Here is a 23,852-nt window from a genome sequence, read left to right as displayed (position 1 = left end):
TAGGTTAGCCGATTTATGTGTTTATTGCCAACCCTTTTGCGGAGGGGATATCACCTAAAATCCTACTCTTTTGACTAAAGCAGATATCTGTTATAGGATTTTTTTACTTTCAAATGGCGCTTGGGCTGCCGAATAACCTCGAGGAGAACGTAAACTTAAAAATGCCCGAACCCACCACTGTATCAACTTGATACTTCGGCTAGTTAGCCGCTTGAGTGCTTGCCCCTTTAATGAATCATCATGCTTAAAAAGTGCGCTTTTTGAGCGGGGTTTAAAACTCACCAAACTTCACACGCACTCAATATTCGGGCCTTTATTTTATTTGGAGGAGACGAATATGAGCCAGCTAGGTTACACAATCAATCAATTGATAAAAAAGCATCGTGGAGGCTCCTTTGCAACGCAAACAGCATCGAAAAGAATTTTAAATCAGATAGCAAACGAGCTTATAACTGGCGGCTTTAAGCTCAGAGCCCCGAACCAACTAAAGCCAAAGCACGTTGAATTTCTCGTTACCGAGTGGAAACGAAAAGAGTTATCCTCTTCCACAATCAAAAATCGCATGTCTGAACTACGCTGGTTATCAAGAGTAATCGGCAAGCAAAATATAATTTTACAGCTCTAACGGGTCGTATTCAATTGATAGGTGAGTATTTGTCGGACCAAACAAAGCGAGAGATCTGGACATGTCCAGATTTCAAAACGTGAGAGACATCCAAACACGCTATTCGTTGCTTTTACAATCTCATTTCGGGCTCCGCAGAGCCGAAAGCATAATGTTCAACGTTGCATACGCAGACAAAGGTGACCATATTCGATTAAAAAGTACATGGACCAAAGGCGGCAAAGCACGAGAAATTGCTATAATCCCCCCAGAGCAAAAAACACTAATATCTGAGCTCCGGCAGAAGTTGGGAGCGAGATCTCTCATCGCTTCGGATCGTAACTTCAAGGAACAACTAAAAGTGTACGAGTACGAAACATCCCGAGTTGGTTTGGATCGGAACCACAGATTGAGACATCAGTTTGCCCAAGAGCGTTTTTATGAAATCAGCGGATACAAATGTCCTCATCAAGGAGGCCCCTCACGCAGAAATATGACAGATTTGGAGCGACATATCGATAGCGCTCATAGAGCAACTCTCAGCAAAGAACTCGGACATGAGCGAACTCAAATTACCTCTATCTACATAGGGACCTAATATGCTCGTTCTTACAAATGAATGGTCTCAGATGAGATCCCGATACAATGTCCCCCAATAACAAAGTGCTTCTCTCATCTCATCAAAATAATCGTGTTGGTCATACACTTCGATGCATTCCTCCTAGGGAGTGACCTAATATTCGTTCTGCACATGCCACGCTAAACGTTGAATAACGACCTGTCGAACCTACATTTTTGACGGAGATTAGGTGGGTTCTGATCGATCTGCGTATGTCGTGAGGTGTAAAGTCCGCAAGCTCAATAACGTGTTTAGAACGTATTCTATTCATTGCACGATTAAGGGTCTTTGTGTCCATATTTCCATCGGCTGTAGAAGCTGTGCTCGAGTCTCGTTTACGCGGAAATACAAATTCACTTTTTAGGTGCTCAGTTATAGTAGCCTGATGTTCGAATACTTTTCTGAGTTCTGGGGACATTAGTACAGACTGGTATATATCGTTATGTTTAGTGCTTTGCTTTTCATTTATCGCGTTCCAGACATCGTTCTTAAAGTCTATATCCTTCCACTTGGCCGTTATCTCAGCCTTACTTCTCACACCACTTAGCGACAAAACCTTAAAACAATTGAGGTTCTGGAGTGAAATTCCTCCTGCAACTAGTTTGTTCAAGCTGTCTCGGAGTACTTCAACACTTGGGGTAACTGCTCTGGGTGAGTATTTGCCCGCATACAGTGTTTTTGACGCGCCTTGTAAAGGATTTACGTCCAGTCGGCCAACGCCTACCGCGTAGCTAAAAAACTGTTTCATAAGAGCCACTGTCTTTCCTGCTTGGCTTGAGGCCCCTCTCGTAGCTATTGGTTGAAATACATCATCGTGAAGTTGCTCTCTAGTAACATTCCCTAACGCCACATGCCCAGCTCTCGGTAAAATATCCTTCTTGAAACTTGCTTCAACTATCTCAGGACGCTTTCTTTCCTTTAATATTTTATTGTTAAAAAACTCTTCATAAAAGCTCGCAATAGTATGGTCATTCTTAAAATTTGAAGCCCCTTGCTTCTTGCGCTCCATTTGTATATCAAGCCAATCTCTTACTTTTGCCTTGCATTCAAGCGCTATATTGCGAGCTGTATCTATATCAACCTCATGGATATTTCCAATACGGAAGTTCGCTGTTCGAACAGGCTTAGTTCGAGTTCGATAAAATAAATAAAAGACTTTTGACCGGACACCGACGTTATCCACCTTCCCCAAGCGGACATGTAACCCCTTAATTTCTGGATCGTTTATTCTATAAACTTCGTCATCAACGTTGTTCAAAAGTGTTTTTGTAAGTTTCTTTGTCATCGACCGCGAGCTCGTGTTGAAACTCAAGCTACTATTTCCCCGCCCGATATCTTCTTTATGTTGCAAGTTCATAATAGTTTCCCAAGCAAATGTTTCACGTATGTAGCAACGTAATTTCTGTCCGCTTGTTATGGGACATATCCCTTCAATAACGGACAACCGAAATCCCTTCAAATAGACGTAGAAATACTAAACTAATCATGAACTTATAAAAGGATGACATCTACCTTCATGGACGGACATTACAAAAAAATTAATGCTAAATTTGCTTGGATTTGTCATGGGGTATCAGGGGTCGGAGGTTCAAATCCTCTCACGCCGACCAATTTCCTTCTTCCAACAATTCAATTCACCACACGAATCTAAACACGTCGCTTCTTATCTGACTTATAAATGAATTCACCTAAAGCCCACCCAAGGCTTGCGGCAACAATGATATAATAATTACGCTTGAAATTTTCTATGCCTAGATACTCTGAGCTGAGTCCAACAGCATACAAAATGTAACTCACACCATGAAACAGCACGAGAAGAACGAGAAAAGCCGCTAGAGCACGTAAAAGAACAAACTTAATAAACCGAGTCACAACCTAACATCCAGATAAACCAATCATTTAGTTCCAGTCGGCTGGCAAGCTCAATTGCTCTTCTATTTCGGTTGTTACTCTCCAGTAACCTCCTCTGGCAGAACCTTTTCGAACTAACAGGCCCTGATCTTTCAGTTTTGAAATGTGTTTTTCCACCGCCCGCGAAGAAATATTCAACACCTCTGCCACTCTGGCCGCGCTCCAGTCAGGTTGTTCATTAAGTAGTCTAAGAACCATATTTCTTGTATTTACACCAGAATAAGCTCGCTTCTCCGAACCATTAACCGAACAAAACAACGAACTTTTAACCGAACCTTCGGCTTGCTGGAGAGTTAAAGCATTAGCGGCATTACTCTCTTTTTTAGCAGTCGCTTTAGCTGTCTCGGATTTAACTGTGCGGGAAATTGTCTGCTGCATACAGCTCAGAACGAATTCAACCATCGGCACCTTGTCATTCTCTGCAATTGATCGTCTTAAGCAGTCAAGGTACTCATCTTTACTGGCTTTAAATGTCTCTTCAAAACTCAACCATGCAACGGCCGGATGCCAGTCCGCAAGAATGAGGCTAAACCAGAGCCTCCCGATACAACCATTTGCCACAGAAAAAGGCTGGATAAACTCAAATTGCTGCAAAAATATCGCCGCTTTAAGCAATGGATGTTCGTCGCTTTGCTGCAGCCAGTTAAGCAGATCTCTGACCGACTTTCGGGCTTGCCCGGCCGGCGCAGTCATATGTACAAGTTTATTATTCTGATAAACGCCCATTCCGGTAGCACGATAGCTACCAGCACTTGGAGTGACACCTGCACAAACTAACTGATGAGCATTCTTTAAGTCAGCCTCTGAAGAAAAGCTCCACTGCGCCAACTGCGTATAAGCTTCATTTAAACGAATGTTCTGCAACAATTGTGATTGTTCTTCAATGCCGACCGAAGCAAATACTTTCAACGGCATTTGTTGAGACTGAAACTCTGCTAAGTCGCTACCCTCTGACTCTAACAAAGCCAGCCATCGTCCAAATTCAGTACTAATTTGCGCCACTAGGTTAACGCATCGACTGGTAATCAAATAATCTGGTGTTGCCATTATTCTTTTAGTAACCCAAGAGGTTACTCTCCGTTATTTGTTCTAATATTTGTATTATTCTGGTCGATACAACATCTATCAGCTTAACGCATATAATTGCGGTCGGGTAACTATTTGAGGTTCTCATGAATTTACAGAATAAACTCACTCTCAGCATGGCAATTGCGTTAACCACGTTACTTGTCATCGCCCTGGGAATATCAACCTTCATGATGCGCTCTTTAATTGAAGAGCGCGTAACCAAACAAGAACTCCCGGCCACACTGGGTGAAATTAGAGGGGAAGTTGGCCAATTAATAGCGACTCCAATGTTAATTTCCCAGGAACTGGCTAATAACCAGTATTTAATTGACGCATTAAAGAATGGTGAGTCGCAAACCGATCAAAACGAAATTGTTAGCTACCTTAACCGTATTTACCAGCAGAGAAATGCCGTGGCAGCATTTACAGTCAGCGCCGAAAGTAACAACTATTACACCGCAGAAGGTCTATTTAAAACCGTTTCAGCTAACGAAGAAAGAGACCAGTGGTTTTTCGACTTTGTAGAAAGTAATACCGAGCAAGAACTTAATTTTGATGTTGATGAACAGTCTGGAATTCCCACTGTTTTTGTCAACGTTCGTATTCAGGATAACGGGCGCACTCTTGGCGTCGGTGGTATAGGGCAAAGCCTCGAAGCACTGCAAAATGCCATTGCCGATTTTAATGTGGGAGAAAACGGTATTGCTTACCTGGTAGATGCTGAGGGACGTATTCAAATTCACCCTAGCATTAGTGATTTTCGACAGCTGTCATCGGAAGTCGGCAATAAAGTCGCGAATAAATTAATGAGTAATAATGAAGTAGAAATTGATTACACCAGCCAAAGTGGCGATGACCTCATTGTAGCCAGTACCAACCTGCCTAACAGTGACTGGCGAATTGTCATTGAACTGCCGGAAGATGAACTTTATTCAGGCCTGAACAATACCATTACGGCAATTGTTTTTATCAGTTTAGTCATTGGACTGGGCTTTGTAATTGCCAGTTGGTTTTATGCCCGCCGTATTGTTCGTCCTATTAAATATGTCGCTAATAGCCTCAACAGAATGTCCAATGAAGGCGGTGACTTGACTCAGCGTTTAGATATAGAGAGTAATGACGAGGTCGGTGACCTGGCGAAAGGCTTTAATGCTTTTATAGCCAACTTAGGCAGTATTATTACCCACGTTCGAAATACAGCCTACGAAGTTAATGAAAAAGTACAAACTATTGATAAGTCCATGCTGCAAATTGATGGTTTGTCTTCTGAACAGGAAAACAAAACCGACCAAGTTGCGGTGGCTATGAACGAAATGGAAACCACTGTCAGGGAAATAGCTGAAAACGCAAACCAGACGGCCAATCATGCCAGTGAGTCGCGAACGACCACCTCGCAGAATCAGGAGCAGTTGCAACTGGCCGTGGAGACCATGCAGGAACTATCAACTTCCATGCAAAGTGCCGCAAGCTCAGTTGAGCAGCTCGCCGATGAAGTAGCCAGCATTGTTACAGTGATTGATACAATTCAGGGTATTTCCGAACAAACCAATTTGCTGGCATTAAATGCAGCCATTGAATCAGCGCGCGCTGGTGAAGCGGGACGAGGCTTTGCTGTCGTCGCTGACGAGGTTCGTACCCTGTCTCAACGCACCAGCCAGTCAACCGAAGAAATACGGGAAAAAATTTCACGACTGCAAAAAGGGTCTAAGTCCGCCGTTTCAGCTATGGAAACCAACCGAACCCAAGCAGATAGCACCAGCGAGCGTATTCTGAACGCGAATCAAAAACTTAATGAGTTAGTTGTGCTCATACAGGAAACCGCAGATATGAGCACACAGATTGCCACCGCAACGGAAGAGCAGGCATCGGTCAGTCAGGACGTCGCTAAGAACATTCAGGCAATTGCCGATTTCTCCAGTCAGGTTTCAACGGCGGTTAAAGGCAGTCACAACGAGTGTGATCAAATGTCTGCACTCGCAGATAGCCTGCGCAACCAACTGGAGCAGTTTAAAACGTAATATCAGCAAATACCGATTGCAGCCGTGCTACCTCCCCATCATTCAGAGGTTGCATTGGCTGCTTCCCCCATATCGGAGCCGGCCAGGCAACATCCGTTTGAAAACGTGCAATGTGGTGCACATGCAACTGCGGAACCACATTGCCTAGCGCCGCAACATTCAGCTTGTCCGGTTGGTATTCTGCTTTTAACCAATGGCACAAAAAACGACTTTCTCTTAACAACTGCAGTTGGTCGTCTTCACTTAAATCAATTACTTCGCGCACATCGGCCACTTTCGGCACTAGCAAAAACCAGGGAAACTGTCCGTCATCCATTACCCTGACTTCACATAATGGCCAGTCAGCTAAATGGTAACTGTCTCTGGCTAATTCCGGAGCTATTGTGAATGACATAAAACCACCCTTATTTTTAAAGTGTTTGAAGAAACCGTTTAAACAGTGCGTTAGTCTGCTGCAGGCTGTCAACTAAACGATGGTCGTCATCAACGACGTGCAACTGCGAGTGAGTCCTTTTAGCGTAGCGCCAACTGTTTTCTACCGGGACAATATCATCGTTCCAGCCGTGGACAATTTCCGTTACGCAAGTTGGCGTTATTTTGTCAAAGTCGGCTTCACCACCTAAATAAAAGGCCGGCGCCATTAAAAACAAGCCTTTGCAATCAGGTGCTTCTGCTGCAACAGTCGCGACATAGCCTCCCATACTCGAACCAACGAGCACAAAAGGCTCTGATATAGAGCGAATAGCTTGCTTCAAAGTGTCCACACGTTGGTCTGGATTATCAATGCCCTGATAATCAATACTGCTCACTTCCATTCCCAAAGTTTCAGCTGTTTTTGCTAATACTTTGATCTTAGTCCCCCAGGGACCGCTTTCTTTACCGTGATTAAAAATAACCTGCATTTAACAATTGCCTATTTTTCGATGCTTAGATAAATTGGAATGAACGTTAATTATTTGGTAACAAAGTTAACCCATATCATGACAGTAAAATTAGACAGCGTGAAACTGTTAATTTGTTTCTTATTATTGAGCGGCAGTGCAATTGCTCAAGAAGATGAGCTGTCCGCGCCCTTGATTTTTGGCGTCAATGAGTCTCCCCCCTTTCATATTACGCAGGGAGACCAAGTGAATAGCGGTTTTTGTGATGTTTTGGTTGAAACCATCAAGGCCGAACTGCCCGATACTGATCAGGTTATTCGTAAAATGCCACATGGTCGAATCCGAACCATTATGAAACGCGAAGGCAGCATGTGCTTTCCCTGCATGATAAACCGTACCAGCTACAACCCTAACTACTACTTTAGCAAAACCACACATTTGTACGCTCCTCACGGCATTATTACCCGCGCTTCTCTGGCTAAAGACATTACAGAGAGATACGGCAACCCTGTGTCACTTGAAAAGCTACTAGCCGAGTCTGAATTGCGTTTCGCTCAACCTGTTGGCCGCCGTTACGGTGATATTCAACACCTTATTGATGAGCATTTGGTGGGTACCAAACACCATAAACAAGTATATGGCGAACTTGCGTTATACAATTTACTTGCCATGATCCTTATTAACAGAGTTGATTTTACCATCGACTACGAAATGATGATTCAGTCATACCAACGGAACGCGGGAGCTCAAAAGAGTAAGGAAGCTCTTAGCTTTATTCCAATAAAAGAATATGAAGGCAAAGTCATTAGAGGAGCTGTCGGTTGCAGTAATAACGAATGGGGTAAGAACGCAACTCAATTGATTGATAAGGCCATTAATGACATCCGTCGTAATAAGGATTTTCAACAAAGCCTTGATTACTGGTTGGGTACGGACAGGCCTAAGTTAAACGAGCTAACAACCAAATGAGGGTAGACTCTATGAGTTTTCAAAAGCTAGTAACTGCTCTTTTTTTTACCCTGTTGCTTTGTCAAAACAGTCACGCTGCGTATGAAGAAGATATTATATGGGGAGTAAATTCATCGCCTCCTTTTCATATTTTTTATGGCGAATATAAAGACCTTGGCTTTTGTGACGCCTTAGTTACAGCGTTTCAGCGTCAACTCCCTGAGCTGTCCCACAAAATACGTAAGTTACCATCCCGTCGAATTACCATGCTCATGAGAAAGAATAAAAACCTGTGCTTTCCCTGCCTAATTAAAAAAACAAACTACAACTCGGAGTTTAGTTACACCGAAACAACTCATCTCTATCAGCCTCATGGCATTATTACTCGTGCATCCATCGCTTCTCGAATTATAAAAAACTATGGCCAGCCCGTTGTATTTTCACAGTTAGTGAAAGATCCGGATTTACGCTTTGCACAGCCCACTGAAAGGCGATACGGCCGATTACAGGCTGTTCTTGAAGAGCACCTTATTGATTCAGATAACTTTAGTTTCATTAGCGGCGATAATGCAAATGTTAACCTATTAACGATGATCGTGAACGAACGAATCGACTACACCATCGACTACAGCAGCATTATGACCTACTACAATGAAACTCAAAGTAAACGAAGTGAATTAGTATTCTTGCCAATCGCCGAGTACGACAATGAATTCATAGAAGGTGCAGTTGGTTGCAGCAATAATGAATGGGGCCGCAAGGCTGTCAACCAACTCAATCGAGTTATTCCTCAGATAAAAACCGACCCGGACTTCCAACGCGCTCTGGATAAGTGGATGGGAAGTAACCGCCCCAGAACAAACTAAGCGAAACGGTTTTCTAAATACTGGTTAATATCGTCAGATTCGTACATCCACTGTACTTTATCACCCTCTTCAATTCGCAGGCATGGCACTTTAACGCGTCCGCCACCATTCAATAACGCATTGCGATGCTCATCGTTATTCTTTGCGTCTCGTAACTCAATGTTCAAATTAAGACGGGCTATTTCTTTGCGAACTTTCACACAAAACGGACACGCAGCAAACTGATACAAGGCAAGTGACTTGCACGCTTCGTCAACTTGCTTTTGCTCTTGTTCTGAGCGTTCTTTTCCCTTTGGCGTTGTTAATTTTTCAACCAATAACACTATGGGTGTCAAAACAAGTCGCAAACCCCGGAAAAAGTAACGAATAATAATTCTCATAAATACAACCAAATAGCTTGTTTAAGATGGCTCTATTCTAACGCGTTTAAAGCATCAGCGGCAATTTCAAAGGAGCGTAACCGGGCGTCATGATCAAACACATGACTGGTAAGAATAATTTCATCTATTCCGGTATCGTCAATAAACTGTTGCAGGTGTCGCTGAACCGTTTCCTTGGTACCTACTGCTGTATAAGTTAACGCATGGTTCGCGCCTGCCAGCTCATGCGGAGCCGCGACCGCTCTTATATCATCCACGGGGGCTTTTAGAGGACCCGGCATACCACGACGTAACGCAATAAACTGCTGTTGCATAGAACTCATCATTTTACGTGCTTCACTTTCATCATCTGCCGCAAAGATATTCATTGCCGCAGCCACGTAAGGTTTACTGAGGTAACGTGACGGTCGGAAATTATCACGGTAAGCTTTTAATGCATGTTGTAGATAATCTGGTGCAAAATGCGATGCAAAGGCGTATGGCAGACCTAAATGCGCCGCGAGCTGAGCACCAAATGTGCTTGAACCTAACAACCATACCGGAATTTTCTGTTGAAACCCGGGAACCGCTTTAATCGCATCGCTTTCCTGGGCTTCTTCCAAATACCCCAATAGCTCCTGGACATCGTTCGGGAACTGCTCGGCATCGTCCGGCTTACGCCTTAGCGCTCGTAAAGTACGACCGTCTGTTCCAGGTGCTCTGCCCAGACCAATATCCACACGGCCAGGGTACAACGCATCCAGCGTACCAAACTGTTCAGCCACCACAAAAGGTGCATGGTTAGGCAACATCACACCACCCGAGCCAATTCGAATTTTGTCGGTTTTACCAGCGACATAACCTAAAGCAACCGCGGTTGCGGCCGAAGCGATTCCGGTCATATTGTGATGCTCAGCCATCCAGAAGCGGTGGTACCCCCACCGCTCTGCATGCTGGGCTAAATCAGCAGAGTTACGCAATGATTCAGCCACTGACCCACCTTCCGTGACAGGCGCTAAATCAAGAACTGAATATTTCATAACAAATTACAGTTCTTGCTTGGTTGGACGAATGATCATTTCATTCACATCAACTTGCTGAGGTTGTTCAATAGCAAAAGTAATGGCACGAGCAATAGCAGCTGAATCAATTGCATCTGAATATAAATCGTCAGCCATTGCTTTCGCGTCTTTGTCGCTAATGTGGTCCGTCAGTTCTGTTGCTACAGCGCCGGGCGAAATATTCGTTGCACGAATTTCACCATTAGATTCCTGGCGAATTCCTTCAGAAATCGCTTTTACTGCAAACTTAGTTGCACAATATACCGTTCCGCCAGCAAAAACTTTCTGACCAGCAACCGATGATAAATTGATGATATGACCCACGTGCTGTTCACGCATGACCGGTAACACAGCGGCAACACCGTATAGAACACCTTTAATATTCACATCTATCATAGTGTCCCACTCGTCCACTTTCAGTGCATCGAGAGGCGCCAGCGGCATTAGTCCAGCGTTATTAATCAATACATCAATACGACCAAATTCAGCTTTAGTGTCATCTGCCAGTTTTTGAACTGCGACTTTGTCAGTCACATCAACTACTCGGTAAGCTGCCTGACCACCGTCCTTTTTAATTGACTCAGTCAATTCTTTTAAGCGATCTTCACGGCGCGCCGCTAACATCAGTTTTGCGCCTTTTTTAGCAAGCATACGAGCTGTTTCTTCACCTAAACCACTGCTTGCCCCTGTAATAATCACAACTTTATCTTGTACTTCTGACATAGCTTTACCTCCGGTTGACGCTATTGGTCCACTGCCCCTAACTGCTTTAAAATCATGTTTTCAAAGCGCAGCAGCGGCAGCATAGAACGTTGTACTTTGGCCCGCAGCAATGCCCCCTGCCAACCAGACAGGATAAAAACGCCCATCTGTTCAGTGTCGACATCCGGCTTAATTTGCTGTGTTTCTTGCGCCGCTTTTAAACAATGCGCAATACGCAACTCCCAGTCAGAAAAAATATCGTCTAACCGTTCACGGAAGAGCGGGCTCTGCGAGGCCAATTCCTGCCCCAGATTGCCTATCAGACAACCCTTGGAAAAATCACACGACTTCATATCTTCAACTGAACAACGCAAGTACGAACGTAACCGATCGACCGGCTGTAAACTTTCGTTGCCCAGAGTTTCATTCATACGCGCTTCGTACTCTTCTGCGTATGTTTCAATGACCGCCAGACCAAAGTCGTTCTTACTTTTAAAGTAATGATAGAACGAGCCTTTTGGTACCTGCGCTTCACTCAAAATTTTGTTCAAACCGGTGCTGCCGAAACCATGAATGGAAATCAGGTCAGCACCTATGGTGATGATGTGTTGTCGTGTATCGTTCTTTTTCATGCTTTTAATATTAGACCAGTCGTCTAGAACTTTCAAGGCAAGTCATAAATAAGCCCTCATAGAGCTTCAGCTATAGGCTCTGGCCATACCCCACACTGAACTTTGGCAATATGATCGCTTTGCAGTATTTGCATCACCACGCGAGACTGACCTACTCCCCCACCAATAGTTAAAGGCAGCTCGTCAGCCAAAAGTGACTGGTGCCAGGCTAACTGAAGCTTTTCCTCCTGGCGTCTTAAACGTAACTGTCGTTTTAACGCCTGCTGATCAACGCGTATTCCCATAGAGGACAACTCCAATGCGTCATTCAACCCCGGATGCCAGACAATAATATCGCCATTTAACCCCGTACTGCCCTGCTCATTAACAGAGCTCCAGTCATCGTAGTCTGGCGCGCGCGCATCATGAGCATGACCATGACTCAGTTCACCACCAATACCGACCAAAAACACAGCGCCATACTGTTTTACGATTTTGCGTTCTCTCTGTTTAGCCGTGAGCTCCGGATAGGCTTTCATTAACTCTTCCGTATGAACCACATGGATAGTTTCAGGCAGAACATTTTTAGCGTCATAGTTCTCAGCATACAGGCGCTCCGTTTCACGCAAAGCCGAGTAAATTTTCTCAACTGTCTGGGTTAAAAAGTTCAGTGAACGCTGCTCCTCTGTAATGACTTTTTCCCAGTCCCATTGATCAACATACACCGAATGCACTGAACTCAAAGCTTCCTCATCAGGCCGCAGTGCCTTCATCTGTGTAACGATTCCTTCGCCAGCACTAAAGCCATAGCGACCTAAAGTGTAACGTTTCCATTTTGCTAAGGAGTGAACCACTTCGTAGCTTTTGTCCGGCACGGCTTTAACCTTGACCGAAACGGCTTGCTCCCAACCTGAGAGATCATCCTGAATACCACTACCATGCTCACTAAGTAATGGCGACTGCACCTCAATAAGCCCCAGTTGATTTTGTAGTTGCTGGGTAAAGCCGCTTTTTACAAATTGAATTTTCTCCTGCTGTAACCTGTACTTTGATTTCATAAACACTCCGAATCGTTAAACAAAAGAACCAAAAAACGATTCAATTAATACCTTTTTGACTTTTTTATTCAATATTATTTAACAGAAATAGCTTTACTTAATAATTTCCGTTAATTTAAAGACACATTAATTATTGAAGCATTAATAAACGATGAAAAAATCAGCTGAAAATTATCAAATCGATGATCTGGACCGCTCAATACTTAACGCCTTAATGGAGGATGCGCGCACTCCTTATGCTGAGCTGGCCAAACGTTACAACGTCAGTCCGGCCACTATCCATGTTCGCGTTGAAAAGATGAAACGAGCCAAGATTATTGAAGGCACGCGTTTACAGGTTAACGCCAAACGCTTAGGCTACGATGTCTGTTGTTTCATCGGTATAACCTTAAAAAGCGCAGGTGACTACCCGGCAGCAATAGAGAAACTGGAAAAGCTCGAAGAAGTTATTGAGGCTTACTACACCACCGGACAGTACAATGTTTTTATTAAGATCATGACACCGTCAATTAACCAGCTGCAGCACACGCTTATCAATCGAATTCAGGCTATTGATGAAATACAATCAACAGAAACGCTCATATCGTTACAGCAACCTATCAACAGAGATATACAGCCATGAGTCAGGACGTTAAATTAACTGAGTACAGTCACGGCGCCGGTTGTGGCTGCAAAATATCCCCACAAGTGCTATCGACCATATTACAAAGTAAGCTCGATATAGCACCCGACCCTAAACTGTTGGTGGGAAACAGCACCCGTGACGATGCCGCAGCTTATGACATGGGCAATGGCCAGGTTGTATTAAGTACCACCGACTTCTTTATGCCTATCTGTGATGACCCTTTCGACTTCGGCCGCATAGCTGCTACCAATGCCATTAGCGACATCTATGCCATGGGCGGTCAGCCCTTAATGGCTATCGCTATTTTCGGCTGGCCAATCAACAAACTGTCAGCGGAAGTCGCCCAACAGGTTATTGACGGTGGGAGACAAGCCTGCGCTGACGCGGGTATTATGCTGGCCGGCGGACACAGCATTGATGCGCCAGAACCCATTTTTGGGTTAGCGGTAACGGGTCAGGTTGAGAAACAGAAACTCAAGCAAAACGATACGGCTCGCGAGGGAGATGTATTAATGCTGACTAAGCCTTTAGGGGTTGGCATTTTGACGACCGCGCAAAAACAGAAAAAACTGTTACCCGAACATAGCGGAATTGCGATTGAAACCATGTGCCAAATGAACAAAATTGGTCCTGTTTTGGCCGATATTAAGGGCGTGAACGCAATCACTGATGTTACCGGCTTTGGTTTGGCCGGACATTTAATCGAGATGTCCGAAGGTGCCGACCTCTATGCAAAAATTCAGTTCGACAAGATCCCAACACTGCCTCACGTACACGACTACCTGAGTCAGGGATGTGTCCCCGGCGGTAGCTCGCGAAATTTTGATAGTTACGGTCAACATATAAGCCCGGTGCCGGAGCAGCAGCGTAACCTCTTATGTGACCCACAAACTTCTGGTGGTCTGCTCATCAGTGTGGCAAAAGAAGACGTTGAAGTTGTTTATCAAACCTGTCGCGAGCATAATCAGTTAATACAGGTTATTGGTGAGCTTTATTCTGCGCAGTCACAAACATACCGGGTGGTCGTCGAATAAATGACCGGTAAATGGATAACTCGCTCACAATTCGACGAGCTGTTTATTAACGATACGCCGTTGCTTGATTTAAGGGCACCTTCAGAATTTAAAAAAGGCGCTTTTAGCACAGCCGTTAATTACCCGCTGATGACGGATGACGAACGGGCGAAAGTTGGCACTTGTTATAAACACCATGGCCAGAAAGCAGCAATTGAACTCGGCCATGCGCTGGTCAGCGGCGAGACTAAAAAACGTAGAGTGAATGTCTGGAAAGATTTTTTCAGTGCTCAACCTAAGGGTGTTATCTATTGCTTTCGCGGCGGTTTGCGCTCTGAAATAGTGCAACAATGGCTAATTGATGAAAACATACAACGCCCTCGTGTAAAAGGTGGTTACAAAGCTTTAAGACAGCATTTAATACAACGTACCGAGGAGCTTGTCTCGCAGTTTCACTGGATTGTGGTCAGTGGCCGCACCGGGTGCCAGAAAACCGAGTTTATTAAAGAAAAAGCCCACTCCATTGACTTAGAAGGTTTAGCGCATCACCGAGGTTCAGCGTTCGGCCGTCTTCCTGAACCTCAGCCGACCCAGATAGACTTTGAGAACCAGTTAGCTATTGAGCTTATTAAGTTAAAAGCACAAGGTGCAACGACCCTTTTCATTGAAGACGAAGGCAGCCATATAGGCTCGGTTTCTGTTCCCGAGTGCCTGCGTCTGGCAACTCAAAAAGCAGAGCGCTATCGTATTGAATCCACCGTTGACCAACGTGTGGAAGTTATTTACCAGGAATACGTTGTTGAGGCGGAAAAACGTTACTCAGCAAGAGCGCAGTTTGAAAACTACCTGCTGGACAGTTTGGCCCGCACTCGCAAGCGATTAGGCGATCTCAGGTTTCGTCAACTTAGCGATACGTTGCAGCAGGCTCTGGGCAGCAACAGTAAAGAGCTGCACAAGCAATGGATAAAAGGACTACTGGTCGACTATTACGATCCCATGTACGACTATCAAATGAAAAAGAGATAAGCATCGCTAAAAATCTGCGACCTACCGAAAACAGCAGTTAATCTCCAACGCTTTTGTTATGGTGGAAAAATAATAACACCAAGGGGATCTATCTATGTTGAAGCGAATGTTAAGCCGTTTAACAGCGGCCGCATTGGTCATCGTTGCCCTGCCCTCTATGGCAGCAACAAAAGACCTTTCGTATTACCTACCACAGGATGTCAGTTACAACCCGGAAATTACTAAGCCAAAAGATGTTCTTGGTTACCAGGTTGGTGAGTGGCATGCACGTCCCGAACAAATCGTTAAGTATATGGAAGTTCTGGCCGAAGAGTCAGACCGTATTACACTGGAAGTTACCGGTCGTACGCATGAGCAACGTCCGTTATTGCTGCTTACGGTCACCTCAGAAGACAACCACGCCAATATTGACAATGTTCGCGAACGTCATTTAGCGGCAGCCGACCCTGACCGTGATGCTGATCCGGACAATACACCGGTAGTCATGTATATGGGTTACAGTATTCACGGCGATGAATCCAGTGGCAGTAACGCAGCGATATTATTCGCCTACTACCTTGCCGCTGCTGAAGGAGAAGCCGTTGACGAGCTTCTGAATGATTCTGTGATTCTGCTTGACCCCGCATTCAATCCTGATGGATTGGCGCGTTTTGCACAGTGGGCAAACCAGCACCGTAGCCAAAACCTGGTTGCCGATCCACAGCACCGTGAACACGTACAGCCGTTCACTCGTGGCCGGGTTAACCACTATTGGTTTGATATGAACCGTGACTGGTTGTTATTACAACACCCAGAGTCACGTGCACGAGTGGCTAACTTTCAAAAGTGGAAACCGAACGTTCTGACCGATTACCACGAGATGGGCACCAACAGCACCTATTTCTTCCAGCCTGGTATTCCGTCGCGCAAAAACCCGCTAACGCCGGATGAAAACGTTCGTTTAACAGAGATTCTAGCCGCAGAACACGCTGACTCTTTAGACGATATTGGCAGCCTTTATTACACCGAAGAATCGTTCGACGACTTTTATTACGGCAAAGGTTCAACCTATCCGGACATTCAGGGATCAGTCGGCATTTTATTTGAGCAGGCCTCCAGCCGTGGTCATTTGCAGGATTCGGTTAACGGTGAAGTCAGCTTCCCGTTTACTATCCGAAACCAGTTCGTAGCTTCGCTTAGCACCATTTATGGCACGCACAAGAACAAAAGTCGTTTTATAGAGTTTCAGGAACGGGCTTACGATGAAGGCCTTGAAGCCGCTAAAAAAGCGAACTTTGATGGTTACTTAATTGGTGACTCAAGTGACCCTTCACGCGTTGAAGGCTTGCTGGAAATTTTTAAGCAACACGATATTAAAGCTTACCGTGTCGAAAAAGACATTGAACAAAACGGTAAAGAGTTTAAAGCCGGAAGCAGTTACTACATACCACTGGCACAAGCGCAGTACGGTTTAATTCAGGGTATTTTCAGCACTCGTAAGAGCTTCCCTGACAATACCTTCTATGATGTATCTGGCTGGACGCTTCCGTTAGCCTTTAATGTGCCATTTGAAACACACCGTGGTCGCATCCAAATTGCTGACGCAGCCTGGGATGCTCCTGAGCGTAAGTCCTCGGCGCTTACCGACGCTTACGCCTACGCGTTTAACTGGGATGACTACCACGCTCCGGGTTTGCTCCAGGAGTTGTTAGAGCAGAATATTCACGTACGTCAAAGCACCAAGCCGTTTACTGTCGAGGCTCAACAAGGTCGTCAGGAGTTTTCTCCCGGCTCTGTCATTGTGCCTAAGGCTTACCAGGAGAGTGACTGGCGAGATGTTCAGCGTCGCCTGGCAACTGCAGCAAAAGAAAAAGGCGTTCACGTCACTTCTATAGAAACCGGGTTGACCCCAGAAGGTATTGATTTAGGTAGCCGCAATATTCAGCCAGTAGAAGAGCCCAGCGTCATGATGCTGACTGGTGCTGGTGTAAACCTCTACGAAGCTGGCGAAACCTGGTACTACCTGGACCGTCATGTGGGCATTCCGCTTTCTATGATCGATACAGAGCGACTTTCACGCGCCGACCTAACTCGCTATAGCCATATCATTATGGTTGATGGGCGCTACGGTAACCTCGACAAAGCGTTACGCAAAAAGCTCAAGCAATGGGTTAGTCAGGGCGGCACAATAATTGGTCAACGTGGTGGTGCTGAATGGCTGGCAGAAAATAACCTTCTGCATACACGCTTCATCGAAGACTCCGTCTTTCAGGATGCCTTCGCTAAAGATCGTATGAGTTATGACGATCGCGATAGCTTCTATTCGGAACAACGAATTGCCGGTGCGATATTCTCCATGGAAGTCGACACGTCTCACCCACTCTTCTTTGGCTTCCCACGTGAGCAAATGCCGGTATTTAAGAACTCGGTTGCTGCCATGGAAGAGCCTGAGTCTCCTTTTGTTTCAGTAGCTCGTTATTCAGAACAACCATTAATGAGTGGCTACACTGATGAACGGAACCGGGAAATTCTGAAAGGAAAAACCAACATTGCCGCTCATCGCTATGGTAGTGGACAGGTTATTGGTTTTGCCGACAACGTCAATTTCCGCGCCTACTTCTGGGGAACAGCGAAATTGCTGAGTAACGCTATTTACTTAGCGCCCCGCATTCAGGTTTACGCCGATAAGCTAGATGATAAAGCAGCAGCGGACGCAGCAGCAGAAGCTCACTAATCATCACTCCTGAAAAACTGAAAACTGCTAAGGTTTATACGCCTTAGCAGTTTTTTACATTTCTGAATACTAGTTATTCTCATAATCATGGTCTACCTTACTAATTGAAACTTCTCAAATAATTAGTGAGGTCACTATGTTACGTTGGGTTCTTATCTTTTTCGTCGTTGCAGTTATCGCAGCCATTTTAGGATTCGGTGGTATTGCTGGAGCAGCCGCTGAAATCGCTAAAATTATCTTCTTTATCTTCGTCGTTCTATTCGTAATTTCATTGGTTGTGCGCCTGCTTCAGGGGAACAAAAGGCTCTAAACGCTTTAAGCTTCTATAGATATTAGACATTGGTCGTATGCCATCGGTTATTGAATCTACGCTACAATAACCGATGGTACTTTACGTTATCTGTCTAACACCACAACAATGAGGCTTTGCCATGAACGCAATCGTAATGATGGTTCTGGGTTTAGGCGCTATGTTTCTCGGTTATGTTTTTTACTCAAAATTCATTGCTGAGAAAATCTTTAAGCTTGATCCAAACTTCAGAACACCAGCTCATGAATTAGAAGACGGCGTTGACTTCGTCCCTACCAATAAATATGTTCTTTGGGGTCACCACTTTACATCTGTAGCCGGCGCAGCGCCTATTATCGGCCCTGCTATCGCCGTTATTTGGGGCTGGGTTCCCGCCTTCCTATGGGTCATTTTCGGAACCATATTTTTTGCTGGCGTACATGATGCAGGTGCTATTTGGGCAAGCAACCGTAATAAAGCAAAGTCTATTGGTAATTTAACCGGCGACGTTGTCGGAAAACGCTCTCAAACCTTATTTATGATCGTGATATTCCTCGTGTTGTTGATGGTTAATGCCGTTTTCGCCACAGCAATATCAGGTCTGCTCATCAAGTTCTCGAGTTCTGTAGTTCCTGTTTGGGGAGCGATTTTCGTTGCACTTATTATCGGTCAGATAATCTTCCGTAAATGGATGGGTCTTGGTGCCATATCGATCATTGGTGTTTTGGCACTATATGCACTTATTTGGGCCGGTCCATCTTTCCCACTTCAGTTACCTGAAACCGTTATGGGAATCAGTGATAACGCCCAATGGGTACTTATCCTGTTTGGTTACGCTGCTATCGCCTCATTGTTACCTGTTTGGGTATTATTGCAGCCTCGTGATTATATTAATGGCCTGCAGTTATTTATTGGTCTTATTCTGCTTTACGGTGCAACTTTACTGCTCGCCCCGGAAATATCAGCTCCGGCCTTTAACAGCAACACCCCGGAAGGCACTCCTTCCATGGTGCCATTGTTGTTCGTCACCATAGCCTGTGGTGCTATTTCTGGTTTCCACGGGCTGGTAGCTTCAGGAACAACGTCCAAACAGCTGGATAAAGAAACCGATGCCCGCTTTGTTGGTTACTTTGGTGCTATTGGTGAGGGTTCTCTTTCGTTGGCAACCATTATTGCTGCGACAGCAGGTTTTGCTACGTTAGCCGACTGGGAAGCCGTCTATTCTTCCTTCGGTCAGGGCGGTGTAGCAGCTTTCGTTGAAGGTGGTGCCAATATCATTAGTCAGGGTCTGGGTCTGGACGTAGGTATTTCCGAGACTTTACTGACTGTCATGGCGGTGCTGTTCGCCGGTACGACCATGGATACCGGTCTGCGCTTACAACGTTATATTTTTCAGGAATGGGGCAACCTGTATAACATCAACTGGATGCAGAAAGCCCTTCCGGCAACTCTGTTAGCTGCAGGTAGCTGCTTATTACTGGCATTTGGTGCCGGTGGAGCGGACGGTACAGGGGGGTTAGTCATCTGGCCTCTGTTCGGTACCACAAACCAGTTACTGGCCGGTTTAACTTTATTGGTCATTACTGTCATGCTGGTACGCTTGGGTCGTCCTATGTACTACACCCTGTTACCCTTAATTTTCTTACTGATCATGACCGTATTCGCGCTTATCGTTCAGCTTAAAGGCTTCTACGATAGTGGCGACTGGTTCTTAATGGGTCTGGATTTAGTGGTACTGGTTGCGGCTATCTGGATTGCCCTTGAGGCCAGTGCCGGATTATCTAAAATCCGTAAAGAACAAAAGGCTCAGAAACAAGAATAAACAGGAGTAAGTAGCATGAACATTCAGTCCGTGCGCCGTTGGTTTAGTCGTGCAAGCGACTTAGCAAACGAGTTTTATAATGCGCCCTATCGCTCTGCTATTGCCCGTGCAAAGCGTGATGAAGACGACTTGTTCATGCTACTGGTTTTTTCTGAAATGATGGGCGTGCCGAACCCGGCCGCCTATTATACGCTGGAGCTACAACCACTAATGTTGGAACGCTTCCACGAGTGGCATCAACGCATGGGGATGGAACACTCACCTCTTGATCACTTCCGTTGCTGCTAATTTATAACCCGACCAGATACAGGGTTCATTTCTCATGTTGTTAAGCGATAAAAAAGTTTTGCTGATTGGCGGTAAAGGCGGCGTTGGTAAAACAACGGTTTCTTCTGCGCTGGCGGTGCTGGCGGCTCGTCATGGCAAAAAGGTTTTGCTGGTCTCAACTGACCCCGCCCACAGTCTGGCTGATGTTTTTGATCAGCAAATCGGTGATCACAAAACGGTTGTACGAGAAAATTTAACCGCATTAGAAATCGATCCTGACCACGAAGTAAAGGCACATATCGAGCGTGTCAGTTCACAGATGAAGCGCTTTACTAACCCTGATCTTTTTCCTGAAATTGAACGGCAGATGCGCTTAACACAGCAGTCGCCCGGAGCACAGGAAGCCGCTTTGCTGGAGAGAATTTGTGCCGTTATTGATGAGGCAGAAAAAGATTACGACTTACTCATTTTCGACACAGCCCCCACTGGCCATACATTACGCTTGCTAACTTTACCCGAAGCAATGGCAGCCTGGACTCAGGGCATGCTGCGTTCACAAAAGCGCTCTGAAAACTTAGATTCGGTATTGGATCATTTATCCCCTAAAGCGGGTAAAGACATTAATAACCCCATGTCCGATCCTAAAGACAACGCCAGCGATGGTATGACCGACCGCACTCGTGCAATTACCGAACAGTTGTTAAATCGGCAACGCTTGTTCCAGCGAACCCGCCGATTATTACAAGATGAAAATTACACCTCTATTTTCTTTGTTTTAACTCCCGAGCGGCTTCCTATTCAGGAAACGGACCGGGCGCTGCAGTCTCTAACCACTGAGAAGTTGCCTGTTGGCGGCGTTATCATTAACCGCATTTTGCCTGAACAAGCTGACGGAAGCTTTCTTGCAAAACGACGCACACAAGAAAAGTCTTATTTAGAAGACATAGCAAAGCGTTTTAACGCCTGGCCAAGTTACTCTCTTTATTTATTAGAGGAAGACATTCAGGGAGTCGCTGCTCTGGAAGCGTTTGCAGATAACCTGGAACAAGCCGGCTTTTCTTCTTAACTGCCACTTTTTTGTCATCGCTTTCTCTTATAATACGTATACAGTGTCATCATTGTTACTAAGGAGAGCACTATGCGCGCTGTAGGATATAAAAAATCACTTCCTGTAGAAGACTCAAACTCATTACTGGACATTACGGTTGATGACCCAAAGCCAGAGGAAAACGACTTACTCGTTAAAGTAAAAGCTATTGCAGTTAACCCCGTCGATACAAAAATTCGAATGCGAATGGCACCTGAATCCGGCCATAAAATTATAGGCTGGGACGCTGTTGGTGAAGTTATATCAATGGGTAATAAAGTGACAGGTTTTGAACCAGGAGACAGAGTCTGGTACGCAGGTGATTTAACCCGTCCAGGTTGCAATGCTCAAATGCAGGTTGTTGATCACAGAATTGTCGGAAAGGCACCTGAAAACCTCGACGACTGTCAGGCAGCAGCCCTGCCTTTAACCAGCATTACCGCCTGGGAAGTACTTTTCGACCGGTTGCAAATTGATAAACCCTCTACTCACGCAAAGAGGACTTTATTGGTCATTGGCGGTGCAGGTGGTGTTGGCTCCATCTTAATTCAACTCGCCGCTCAATTGACCGATGCTACGATTATTGCCACAGCCTCACGCGCCGAGTCTCAGCAATGGGTGAAAGCCTTAGGCGCAGACCATGTTATTAATCATTACGACGATTTAGCCGAACAAATTGAAAGCACGGGTTCAGCTCCGGTAACGGACGTTGCCTGCCTGACGCATAGCGAGCAATACTTTACTCAGTGCATGAAGTTTATGGCGCCTCAAGGACGCTTTTGCTTAATAGATGATCCTGCTGAAAATATTGATATTACATTAATGAAGCAAAAGAGCATCAGTCTTCACTGGGAGTTTATGTTTACCCGGTCTATGTTCAATACTGACGACATGATAAAGCAACAGGAGTTACTTAATCATATTTCTGAAATGGTCGAAAAAGGTCAAATACGCTCAACACTTGGTAAAACCTTTGGCGAAATGAATGCAGAGAACCTTCGCAAAGCACATGAAGCAATTGAAAGTCAGAAAACCATAGGAAAAATTGCATTAACTGTTGCCGAATAGTTTTACAAACATACATGAATGTATGTATAATTCCGGAATGCTAATAAATTTATAGGCCAGAGGTAGGTTTAATGAACACGCGTTTTAGGTTTGTCCCAATTTTAGCAACGGGTATCCTGTTAACAGGAGCACTAGCCGCTTGCAGTGACCAACAGCAGCAACAGCAACAAGGCCAACAGCAAGCGGCCCAAGTAGAAGTGGTTACAATAACCCCTGAATCATTGAATCTAAGCGTTGATCTACCGGGTAGGACTGCCGCCTACCGCGTAGCACAGGTTCGGCCTCAGGTCAGTGGTGTCTTGCTTGATCGAACCTTTGAGGAAGGTACTTTTGTCGAAAAAGGACAACAGCTCTATCAAATTGATCCCGCCGTTTACGAAGCAGAATTAGCCAGTGCTGAAGCCGAGGTTGAGAGTGCTAAAGCCGTATTACGCAGCTCTGAGCTACGTTATAAACGTTTTCAGGAACTCCTCAATGAAAACGCCGTTAGCAGAGATGAATTTGATAGTGCAGAAGCCACTTTCTATCAAAATAAAGCGGCGGTTTCTTTAGCTGAAGCTCAGTTGAAGAATGCCCGTATTAATCTTGAATACACGAAAGTAAACGCCCCTATCAGTGGGATTATCGGTCGTTCAAACTTTACTGAAGGGGCATTGTTAACCGCCTCACAAGCCGACCCTCTGGTTACTATTAACCAACTAGACCCAATCTACGTCGATATTAATCAGTCCAGTAAACAGTTTATGAAATTACAGGCTGACATTAAGTCGGGTCGTATTCAGGCCAACGACAAAGGAAACGCTCCAGTTCGGTTAAAATTGAATGGTCTCGATTACGACCAAAAAGGCGAATTACTCTTCTCAGAAGTTAGCGTTGACGAAGACACCGGTGCCATTTTACTTCGTGCGGTATTCCCTAACCCGGATAAGACGCTCTACCCTGGTATGTTCGTGCGCGCTGAAGTCAGCGAAGGCAGCATAAGTGACGCCATTCAGGTACCGCAAAAAGCCGTTACCCGAGACCCACGTGGACGCCCTTATGTCATGCTGGTTAATGACGACAATACTGTCGAACAGCGAATGATTACAACGGAACGTGCCATCGACAACAAATGGCTGATCTCTGATGGCCTGAAAGAAGGAGACACTGTGGTCATCTCAGGCTTACAAAAGATTCGTCCTGGCGATGAAGTCACTATCGATTCGTCAAACTCTGAACAGCAGCAGTAAGGGAAGT

At 45.1% G+C, this 23,852-nt stretch carries 24 protein-coding genes; 15 read left to right on the top strand and 9 right to left on the bottom strand.

What is annotated here, in order from left to right; translation table 11 throughout:
- The first annotated feature begins 337 nt into the window (after positions 1 to 337).
- Both VBY75_RS02275 and VBY75_RS02270 read left to right on the top strand, forming a co-directional pair.
- On the top strand, positions 338 to 625 hold the full coding sequence (locus tag VBY75_RS02275) for a phage integrase N-terminal domain-containing protein (protein WP_416510829.1): 288 nt from the start codon (positions 338 to 340) through the stop codon (positions 623 to 625).
- A 61-nt stretch (positions 626 to 686) separates the two neighbouring features.
- The gene (locus VBY75_RS02270; protein ID WP_416510828.1) at positions 687 to 1,202 is read left to right on the top strand and encodes a hypothetical protein; all 516 of its coding nucleotides are present in this window, start codon (positions 687 to 689) and stop codon (positions 1,200 to 1,202) included.
- A gap of 100 nt (positions 1,203 to 1,302) precedes the next feature.
- On the opposite strand, the gene VBY75_RS02265 is transcribed toward VBY75_RS02270, so the two are convergent.
- Together VBY75_RS02265 and VBY75_RS02260 are read right to left on the bottom strand one after the other, a co-directional pair.
- Positions 1,303 to 2,580 carry a tyrosine-type recombinase/integrase gene (locus tag VBY75_RS02265; RefSeq protein ID WP_416510826.1) on the bottom strand — a complete coding sequence of 426 codons (1,278 nt, stop codon included), beginning with the start codon at positions 2,578 to 2,580 and terminating at the stop codon, positions 1,303 to 1,305.
- Between the two features lie 542 nt (positions 2,581 to 3,122).
- Positions 3,123 to 4,181: a Fic family protein gene (locus VBY75_RS02260; RefSeq protein ID WP_278358709.1), complete on the bottom strand. Its 1,059-nt coding sequence runs from the start codon at positions 4,179 to 4,181 to the stop codon at positions 3,123 to 3,125.
- A gap of 125 nt (positions 4,182 to 4,306) precedes the next feature.
- On the opposite strand from VBY75_RS02260, the gene VBY75_RS02255 reads away from it, so the two are divergent.
- On the top strand, positions 4,307 to 6,220 hold the full coding sequence (locus VBY75_RS02255; RefSeq protein WP_222235391.1) for a methyl-accepting chemotaxis protein: 1,914 nt from the start codon (positions 4,307 to 4,309) through the stop codon (positions 6,218 to 6,220).
- On the opposite strand, the gene VBY75_RS02250 is transcribed toward VBY75_RS02255, so the two are convergent.
- Together VBY75_RS02250 and VBY75_RS02245 are read right to left on the bottom strand one after the other, a co-directional pair.
- Complete coding sequence (locus VBY75_RS02250; protein ID WP_222235392.1) at positions 6,210 to 6,614, bottom strand: HIT domain-containing protein; 405 nt, start codon at positions 6,612 to 6,614, stop codon at positions 6,210 to 6,212. The genes VBY75_RS02255 and VBY75_RS02250 overlap by 11 nt on opposite strands.
- A 16-nt stretch (positions 6,615 to 6,630) precedes the next feature.
- Positions 6,631 to 7,122 carry an alpha/beta fold hydrolase gene (locus VBY75_RS02245; protein WP_416510823.1) on the bottom strand — a complete coding sequence of 164 codons (492 nt, stop codon included), beginning with the start codon at positions 7,120 to 7,122 and terminating at the stop codon, positions 6,631 to 6,633.
- Between the two features lie 78 nt (positions 7,123 to 7,200).
- On the opposite strand from VBY75_RS02245, the gene VBY75_RS02240 reads away from it, so the two are divergent.
- Positions 7,201 to 8,070 (top strand): hypothetical protein, encoded by an 870-nt coding sequence (locus VBY75_RS02240; protein ID WP_278358711.1) that lies wholly within the window; start codon positions 7,201 to 7,203, stop codon positions 8,068 to 8,070.
- A gap of 11 nt (positions 8,071 to 8,081) precedes the next feature.
- Positions 8,082 to 8,915: a TIGR02285 family protein gene (locus tag VBY75_RS02235; RefSeq protein ID WP_054487900.1), complete on the top strand. Its 834-nt coding sequence runs from the start codon at positions 8,082 to 8,084 to the stop codon at positions 8,913 to 8,915.
- Here VBY75_RS02235 and VBY75_RS02230 read toward each other — a convergent pair.
- Genes VBY75_RS02230 through asnA form a run of 5 tightly spaced genes read right to left on the bottom strand, consistent with a single transcriptional unit; the run spans position 8,912 to position 12,706 of the window.
- Positions 8,912 to 9,295: a glutaredoxin family protein gene (locus tag VBY75_RS02230; RefSeq protein WP_054487902.1), complete on the bottom strand. Its 384-nt coding sequence runs from the start codon at positions 9,293 to 9,295 to the stop codon at positions 8,912 to 8,914. The two genes, VBY75_RS02235 and VBY75_RS02230, sit on opposite strands and share 4 nt — an antisense overlap.
- Before the next feature lie 32 nt (positions 9,296 to 9,327).
- The gene (locus VBY75_RS02225) at positions 9,328 to 10,314 is read right to left on the bottom strand and encodes an LLM class flavin-dependent oxidoreductase (RefSeq protein WP_224797374.1); all 987 of its coding nucleotides are present in this window, start codon (positions 10,312 to 10,314) and stop codon (positions 9,328 to 9,330) included.
- A 6-nt stretch (positions 10,315 to 10,320) separates the two neighbouring features.
- Positions 10,321 to 11,058 (bottom strand): SDR family oxidoreductase, encoded by a 738-nt coding sequence (locus VBY75_RS02220; RefSeq protein WP_222235396.1) that lies wholly within the window; start codon positions 11,056 to 11,058, stop codon positions 10,321 to 10,323.
- A gap of 20 nt (positions 11,059 to 11,078) precedes the next feature.
- Complete coding sequence (locus VBY75_RS02215; protein WP_271331344.1) at positions 11,079 to 11,669, bottom strand: TetR/AcrR family transcriptional regulator; 591 nt, start codon at positions 11,667 to 11,669, stop codon at positions 11,079 to 11,081.
- 56 nt (positions 11,670 to 11,725) lie between these two features.
- Entirely contained in the window at positions 11,726 to 12,706 is a 981-nt protein-coding gene (asnA, locus tag VBY75_RS02210) for an aspartate--ammonia ligase (protein WP_271331343.1), read from the bottom strand.
- Positions 12,707 to 12,857: 151 nt separating this feature from the next.
- Between asnA and asnC the strand changes: the two genes are divergently transcribed.
- From asnC to VBY75_RS02160, 10 genes are all read left to right on the top strand, one after another.
- Entirely contained in the window at positions 12,858 to 13,328 is a 471-nt protein-coding gene (gene asnC / locus VBY75_RS02205; protein WP_222235399.1) for a transcriptional regulator AsnC, read from the top strand.
- The gene (selD, locus tag VBY75_RS02200; RefSeq protein ID WP_416510817.1) at positions 13,325 to 14,365 is read left to right on the top strand and encodes a selenide, water dikinase SelD; all 1,041 of its coding nucleotides are present in this window, start codon (positions 13,325 to 13,327) and stop codon (positions 14,363 to 14,365) included. The genes asnC and selD overlap by 4 nt, the downstream gene beginning before the upstream one ends.
- A complete protein-coding gene (gene mnmH, locus VBY75_RS02195) occupies positions 14,366 to 15,370 on the top strand; it encodes a tRNA 2-selenouridine(34) synthase MnmH (RefSeq protein WP_271331341.1) in 1,005 nt (334 codons plus the stop codon).
- A gap of 94 nt (positions 15,371 to 15,464) precedes the next feature.
- Complete coding sequence (locus tag VBY75_RS02190; RefSeq protein WP_416510815.1) at positions 15,465 to 18,083, top strand: M14 family zinc carboxypeptidase; 2,619 nt, start codon at positions 15,465 to 15,467, stop codon at positions 18,081 to 18,083.
- A 136-nt stretch (positions 18,084 to 18,219) separates the two neighbouring features.
- Positions 18,220 to 18,393 carry a DUF1328 domain-containing protein gene (locus VBY75_RS02185; RefSeq protein ID WP_074930764.1) on the top strand — a complete coding sequence of 58 codons (174 nt, stop codon included), beginning with the start codon at positions 18,220 to 18,222 and terminating at the stop codon, positions 18,391 to 18,393.
- Positions 18,394 to 18,514: 121 nt separating this feature from the next.
- Complete coding sequence (locus VBY75_RS02180; RefSeq protein ID WP_199493727.1) at positions 18,515 to 20,194, top strand: carbon starvation protein A; 1,680 nt, start codon at positions 18,515 to 18,517, stop codon at positions 20,192 to 20,194.
- Positions 20,195 to 20,209: 15 nt separating this feature from the next.
- Positions 20,210 to 20,482, top strand: coding sequence for a cory-CC-star protein (locus VBY75_RS02175; protein WP_011233950.1), 273 nt, complete (start codon positions 20,210 to 20,212; stop codon positions 20,480 to 20,482).
- Between the two features lie 34 nt (positions 20,483 to 20,516).
- Complete coding sequence (locus VBY75_RS02170; RefSeq protein WP_199493726.1) at positions 20,517 to 21,527, top strand: ArsA family ATPase; 1,011 nt, start codon at positions 20,517 to 20,519, stop codon at positions 21,525 to 21,527.
- A 72-nt stretch (positions 21,528 to 21,599) separates the two neighbouring features.
- Positions 21,600 to 22,616 carry a zinc-binding alcohol dehydrogenase family protein gene (locus VBY75_RS02165; protein ID WP_416510811.1) on the top strand — a complete coding sequence of 339 codons (1,017 nt, stop codon included), beginning with the start codon at positions 21,600 to 21,602 and terminating at the stop codon, positions 22,614 to 22,616.
- 71 nt (positions 22,617 to 22,687) lie between these two features.
- On the top strand, positions 22,688 to 23,845 hold the full coding sequence (locus tag VBY75_RS02160; RefSeq protein WP_271331337.1) for an efflux RND transporter periplasmic adaptor subunit: 1,158 nt from the start codon (positions 22,688 to 22,690) through the stop codon (positions 23,843 to 23,845).
- The last annotated feature ends 7 nt before the right edge of the window (positions 23,846 to 23,852 follow it).

This window comes from Idiomarina sp. HB (genome assembly GCF_048059115.1).
Taxonomy (GTDB): domain Bacteria; phylum Pseudomonadota; class Gammaproteobacteria; order Enterobacterales; family Alteromonadaceae; genus Idiomarina; species Idiomarina abyssalis.
The sequence above is the reverse complement of the archived record's forward strand: the minus strand, read 5'-3'. Positions and strand labels throughout refer to the sequence as shown.

Coding starts and splice junctions, on each gene's coding strand:
- VBY75_RS02275 (WP_416510829.1), top strand. CDS start 338: ATGAGCCAGCTAGGTTACACAATCAATCAATTGATAAAAAAGCATCGT.
- VBY75_RS02270 (WP_416510828.1), top strand. CDS start 687: ATGTCCAGATTTCAAAACGTGAGAGACATCCAAACACGCTATTCGTTG.
- VBY75_RS02265 (WP_416510826.1), bottom strand. CDS start 2,580: ATGAACTTGCAACATAAAGAAGATATCGGGCGGGGAAATAGTAGCTTG.
- VBY75_RS02260 (WP_278358709.1), bottom strand. CDS start 4,181: ATGGCAACACCAGATTATTTGATTACCAGTCGATGCGTTAACCTAGTG.
- VBY75_RS02255 (WP_222235391.1), top strand. CDS start 4,307: ATGAATTTACAGAATAAACTCACTCTCAGCATGGCAATTGCGTTAACC.
- VBY75_RS02250 (WP_222235392.1), bottom strand. CDS start 6,614: ATGTCATTCACAATAGCTCCGGAATTAGCCAGAGACAGTTACCATTTA.
- VBY75_RS02245 (WP_416510823.1), bottom strand. CDS start 7,122: ATGCAGGTTATTTTTAATCACGGTAAAGAAAGCGGTCCCTGGGGGACT.
- VBY75_RS02240 (WP_278358711.1), top strand. CDS start 7,201: ATGACAGTAAAATTAGACAGCGTGAAACTGTTAATTTGTTTCTTATTA.
- VBY75_RS02235 (WP_054487900.1), top strand. CDS start 8,082: ATGAGTTTTCAAAAGCTAGTAACTGCTCTTTTTTTTACCCTGTTGCTT.
- VBY75_RS02230 (WP_054487902.1), bottom strand. CDS start 9,295: ATGAGAATTATTATTCGTTACTTTTTCCGGGGTTTGCGACTTGTTTTG.
- VBY75_RS02225 (WP_224797374.1), bottom strand. CDS start 10,314: ATGAAATATTCAGTTCTTGATTTAGCGCCTGTCACGGAAGGTGGGTCA.
- VBY75_RS02220 (WP_222235396.1), bottom strand. CDS start 11,058: ATGTCAGAAGTACAAGATAAAGTTGTGATTATTACAGGGGCAAGCAGT.
- VBY75_RS02215 (WP_271331344.1), bottom strand. CDS start 11,669: ATGAAAAAGAACGATACACGACAACACATCATCACCATAGGTGCTGAC.
- asnA (WP_271331343.1), bottom strand. CDS start 12,706: ATGAAATCAAAGTACAGGTTACAGCAGGAGAAAATTCAATTTGTAAAA.
- asnC (WP_222235399.1), top strand. CDS start 12,858: ATGAAAAAATCAGCTGAAAATTATCAAATCGATGATCTGGACCGCTCA.
- selD (WP_416510817.1), top strand. CDS start 13,325: ATGAGTCAGGACGTTAAATTAACTGAGTACAGTCACGGCGCCGGTTGT.
- mnmH (WP_271331341.1), top strand. CDS start 14,366: ATGACCGGTAAATGGATAACTCGCTCACAATTCGACGAGCTGTTTATT.
- VBY75_RS02190 (WP_416510815.1), top strand. CDS start 15,465: ATGTTGAAGCGAATGTTAAGCCGTTTAACAGCGGCCGCATTGGTCATC.
- VBY75_RS02185 (WP_074930764.1), top strand. CDS start 18,220: ATGTTACGTTGGGTTCTTATCTTTTTCGTCGTTGCAGTTATCGCAGCC.
- VBY75_RS02180 (WP_199493727.1), top strand. CDS start 18,515: ATGAACGCAATCGTAATGATGGTTCTGGGTTTAGGCGCTATGTTTCTC.
- VBY75_RS02175 (WP_011233950.1), top strand. CDS start 20,210: ATGAACATTCAGTCCGTGCGCCGTTGGTTTAGTCGTGCAAGCGACTTA.
- VBY75_RS02170 (WP_199493726.1), top strand. CDS start 20,517: ATGTTGTTAAGCGATAAAAAAGTTTTGCTGATTGGCGGTAAAGGCGGC.
- VBY75_RS02165 (WP_416510811.1), top strand. CDS start 21,600: ATGCGCGCTGTAGGATATAAAAAATCACTTCCTGTAGAAGACTCAAAC.
- VBY75_RS02160 (WP_271331337.1), top strand. CDS start 22,688: ATGAACACGCGTTTTAGGTTTGTCCCAATTTTAGCAACGGGTATCCTG.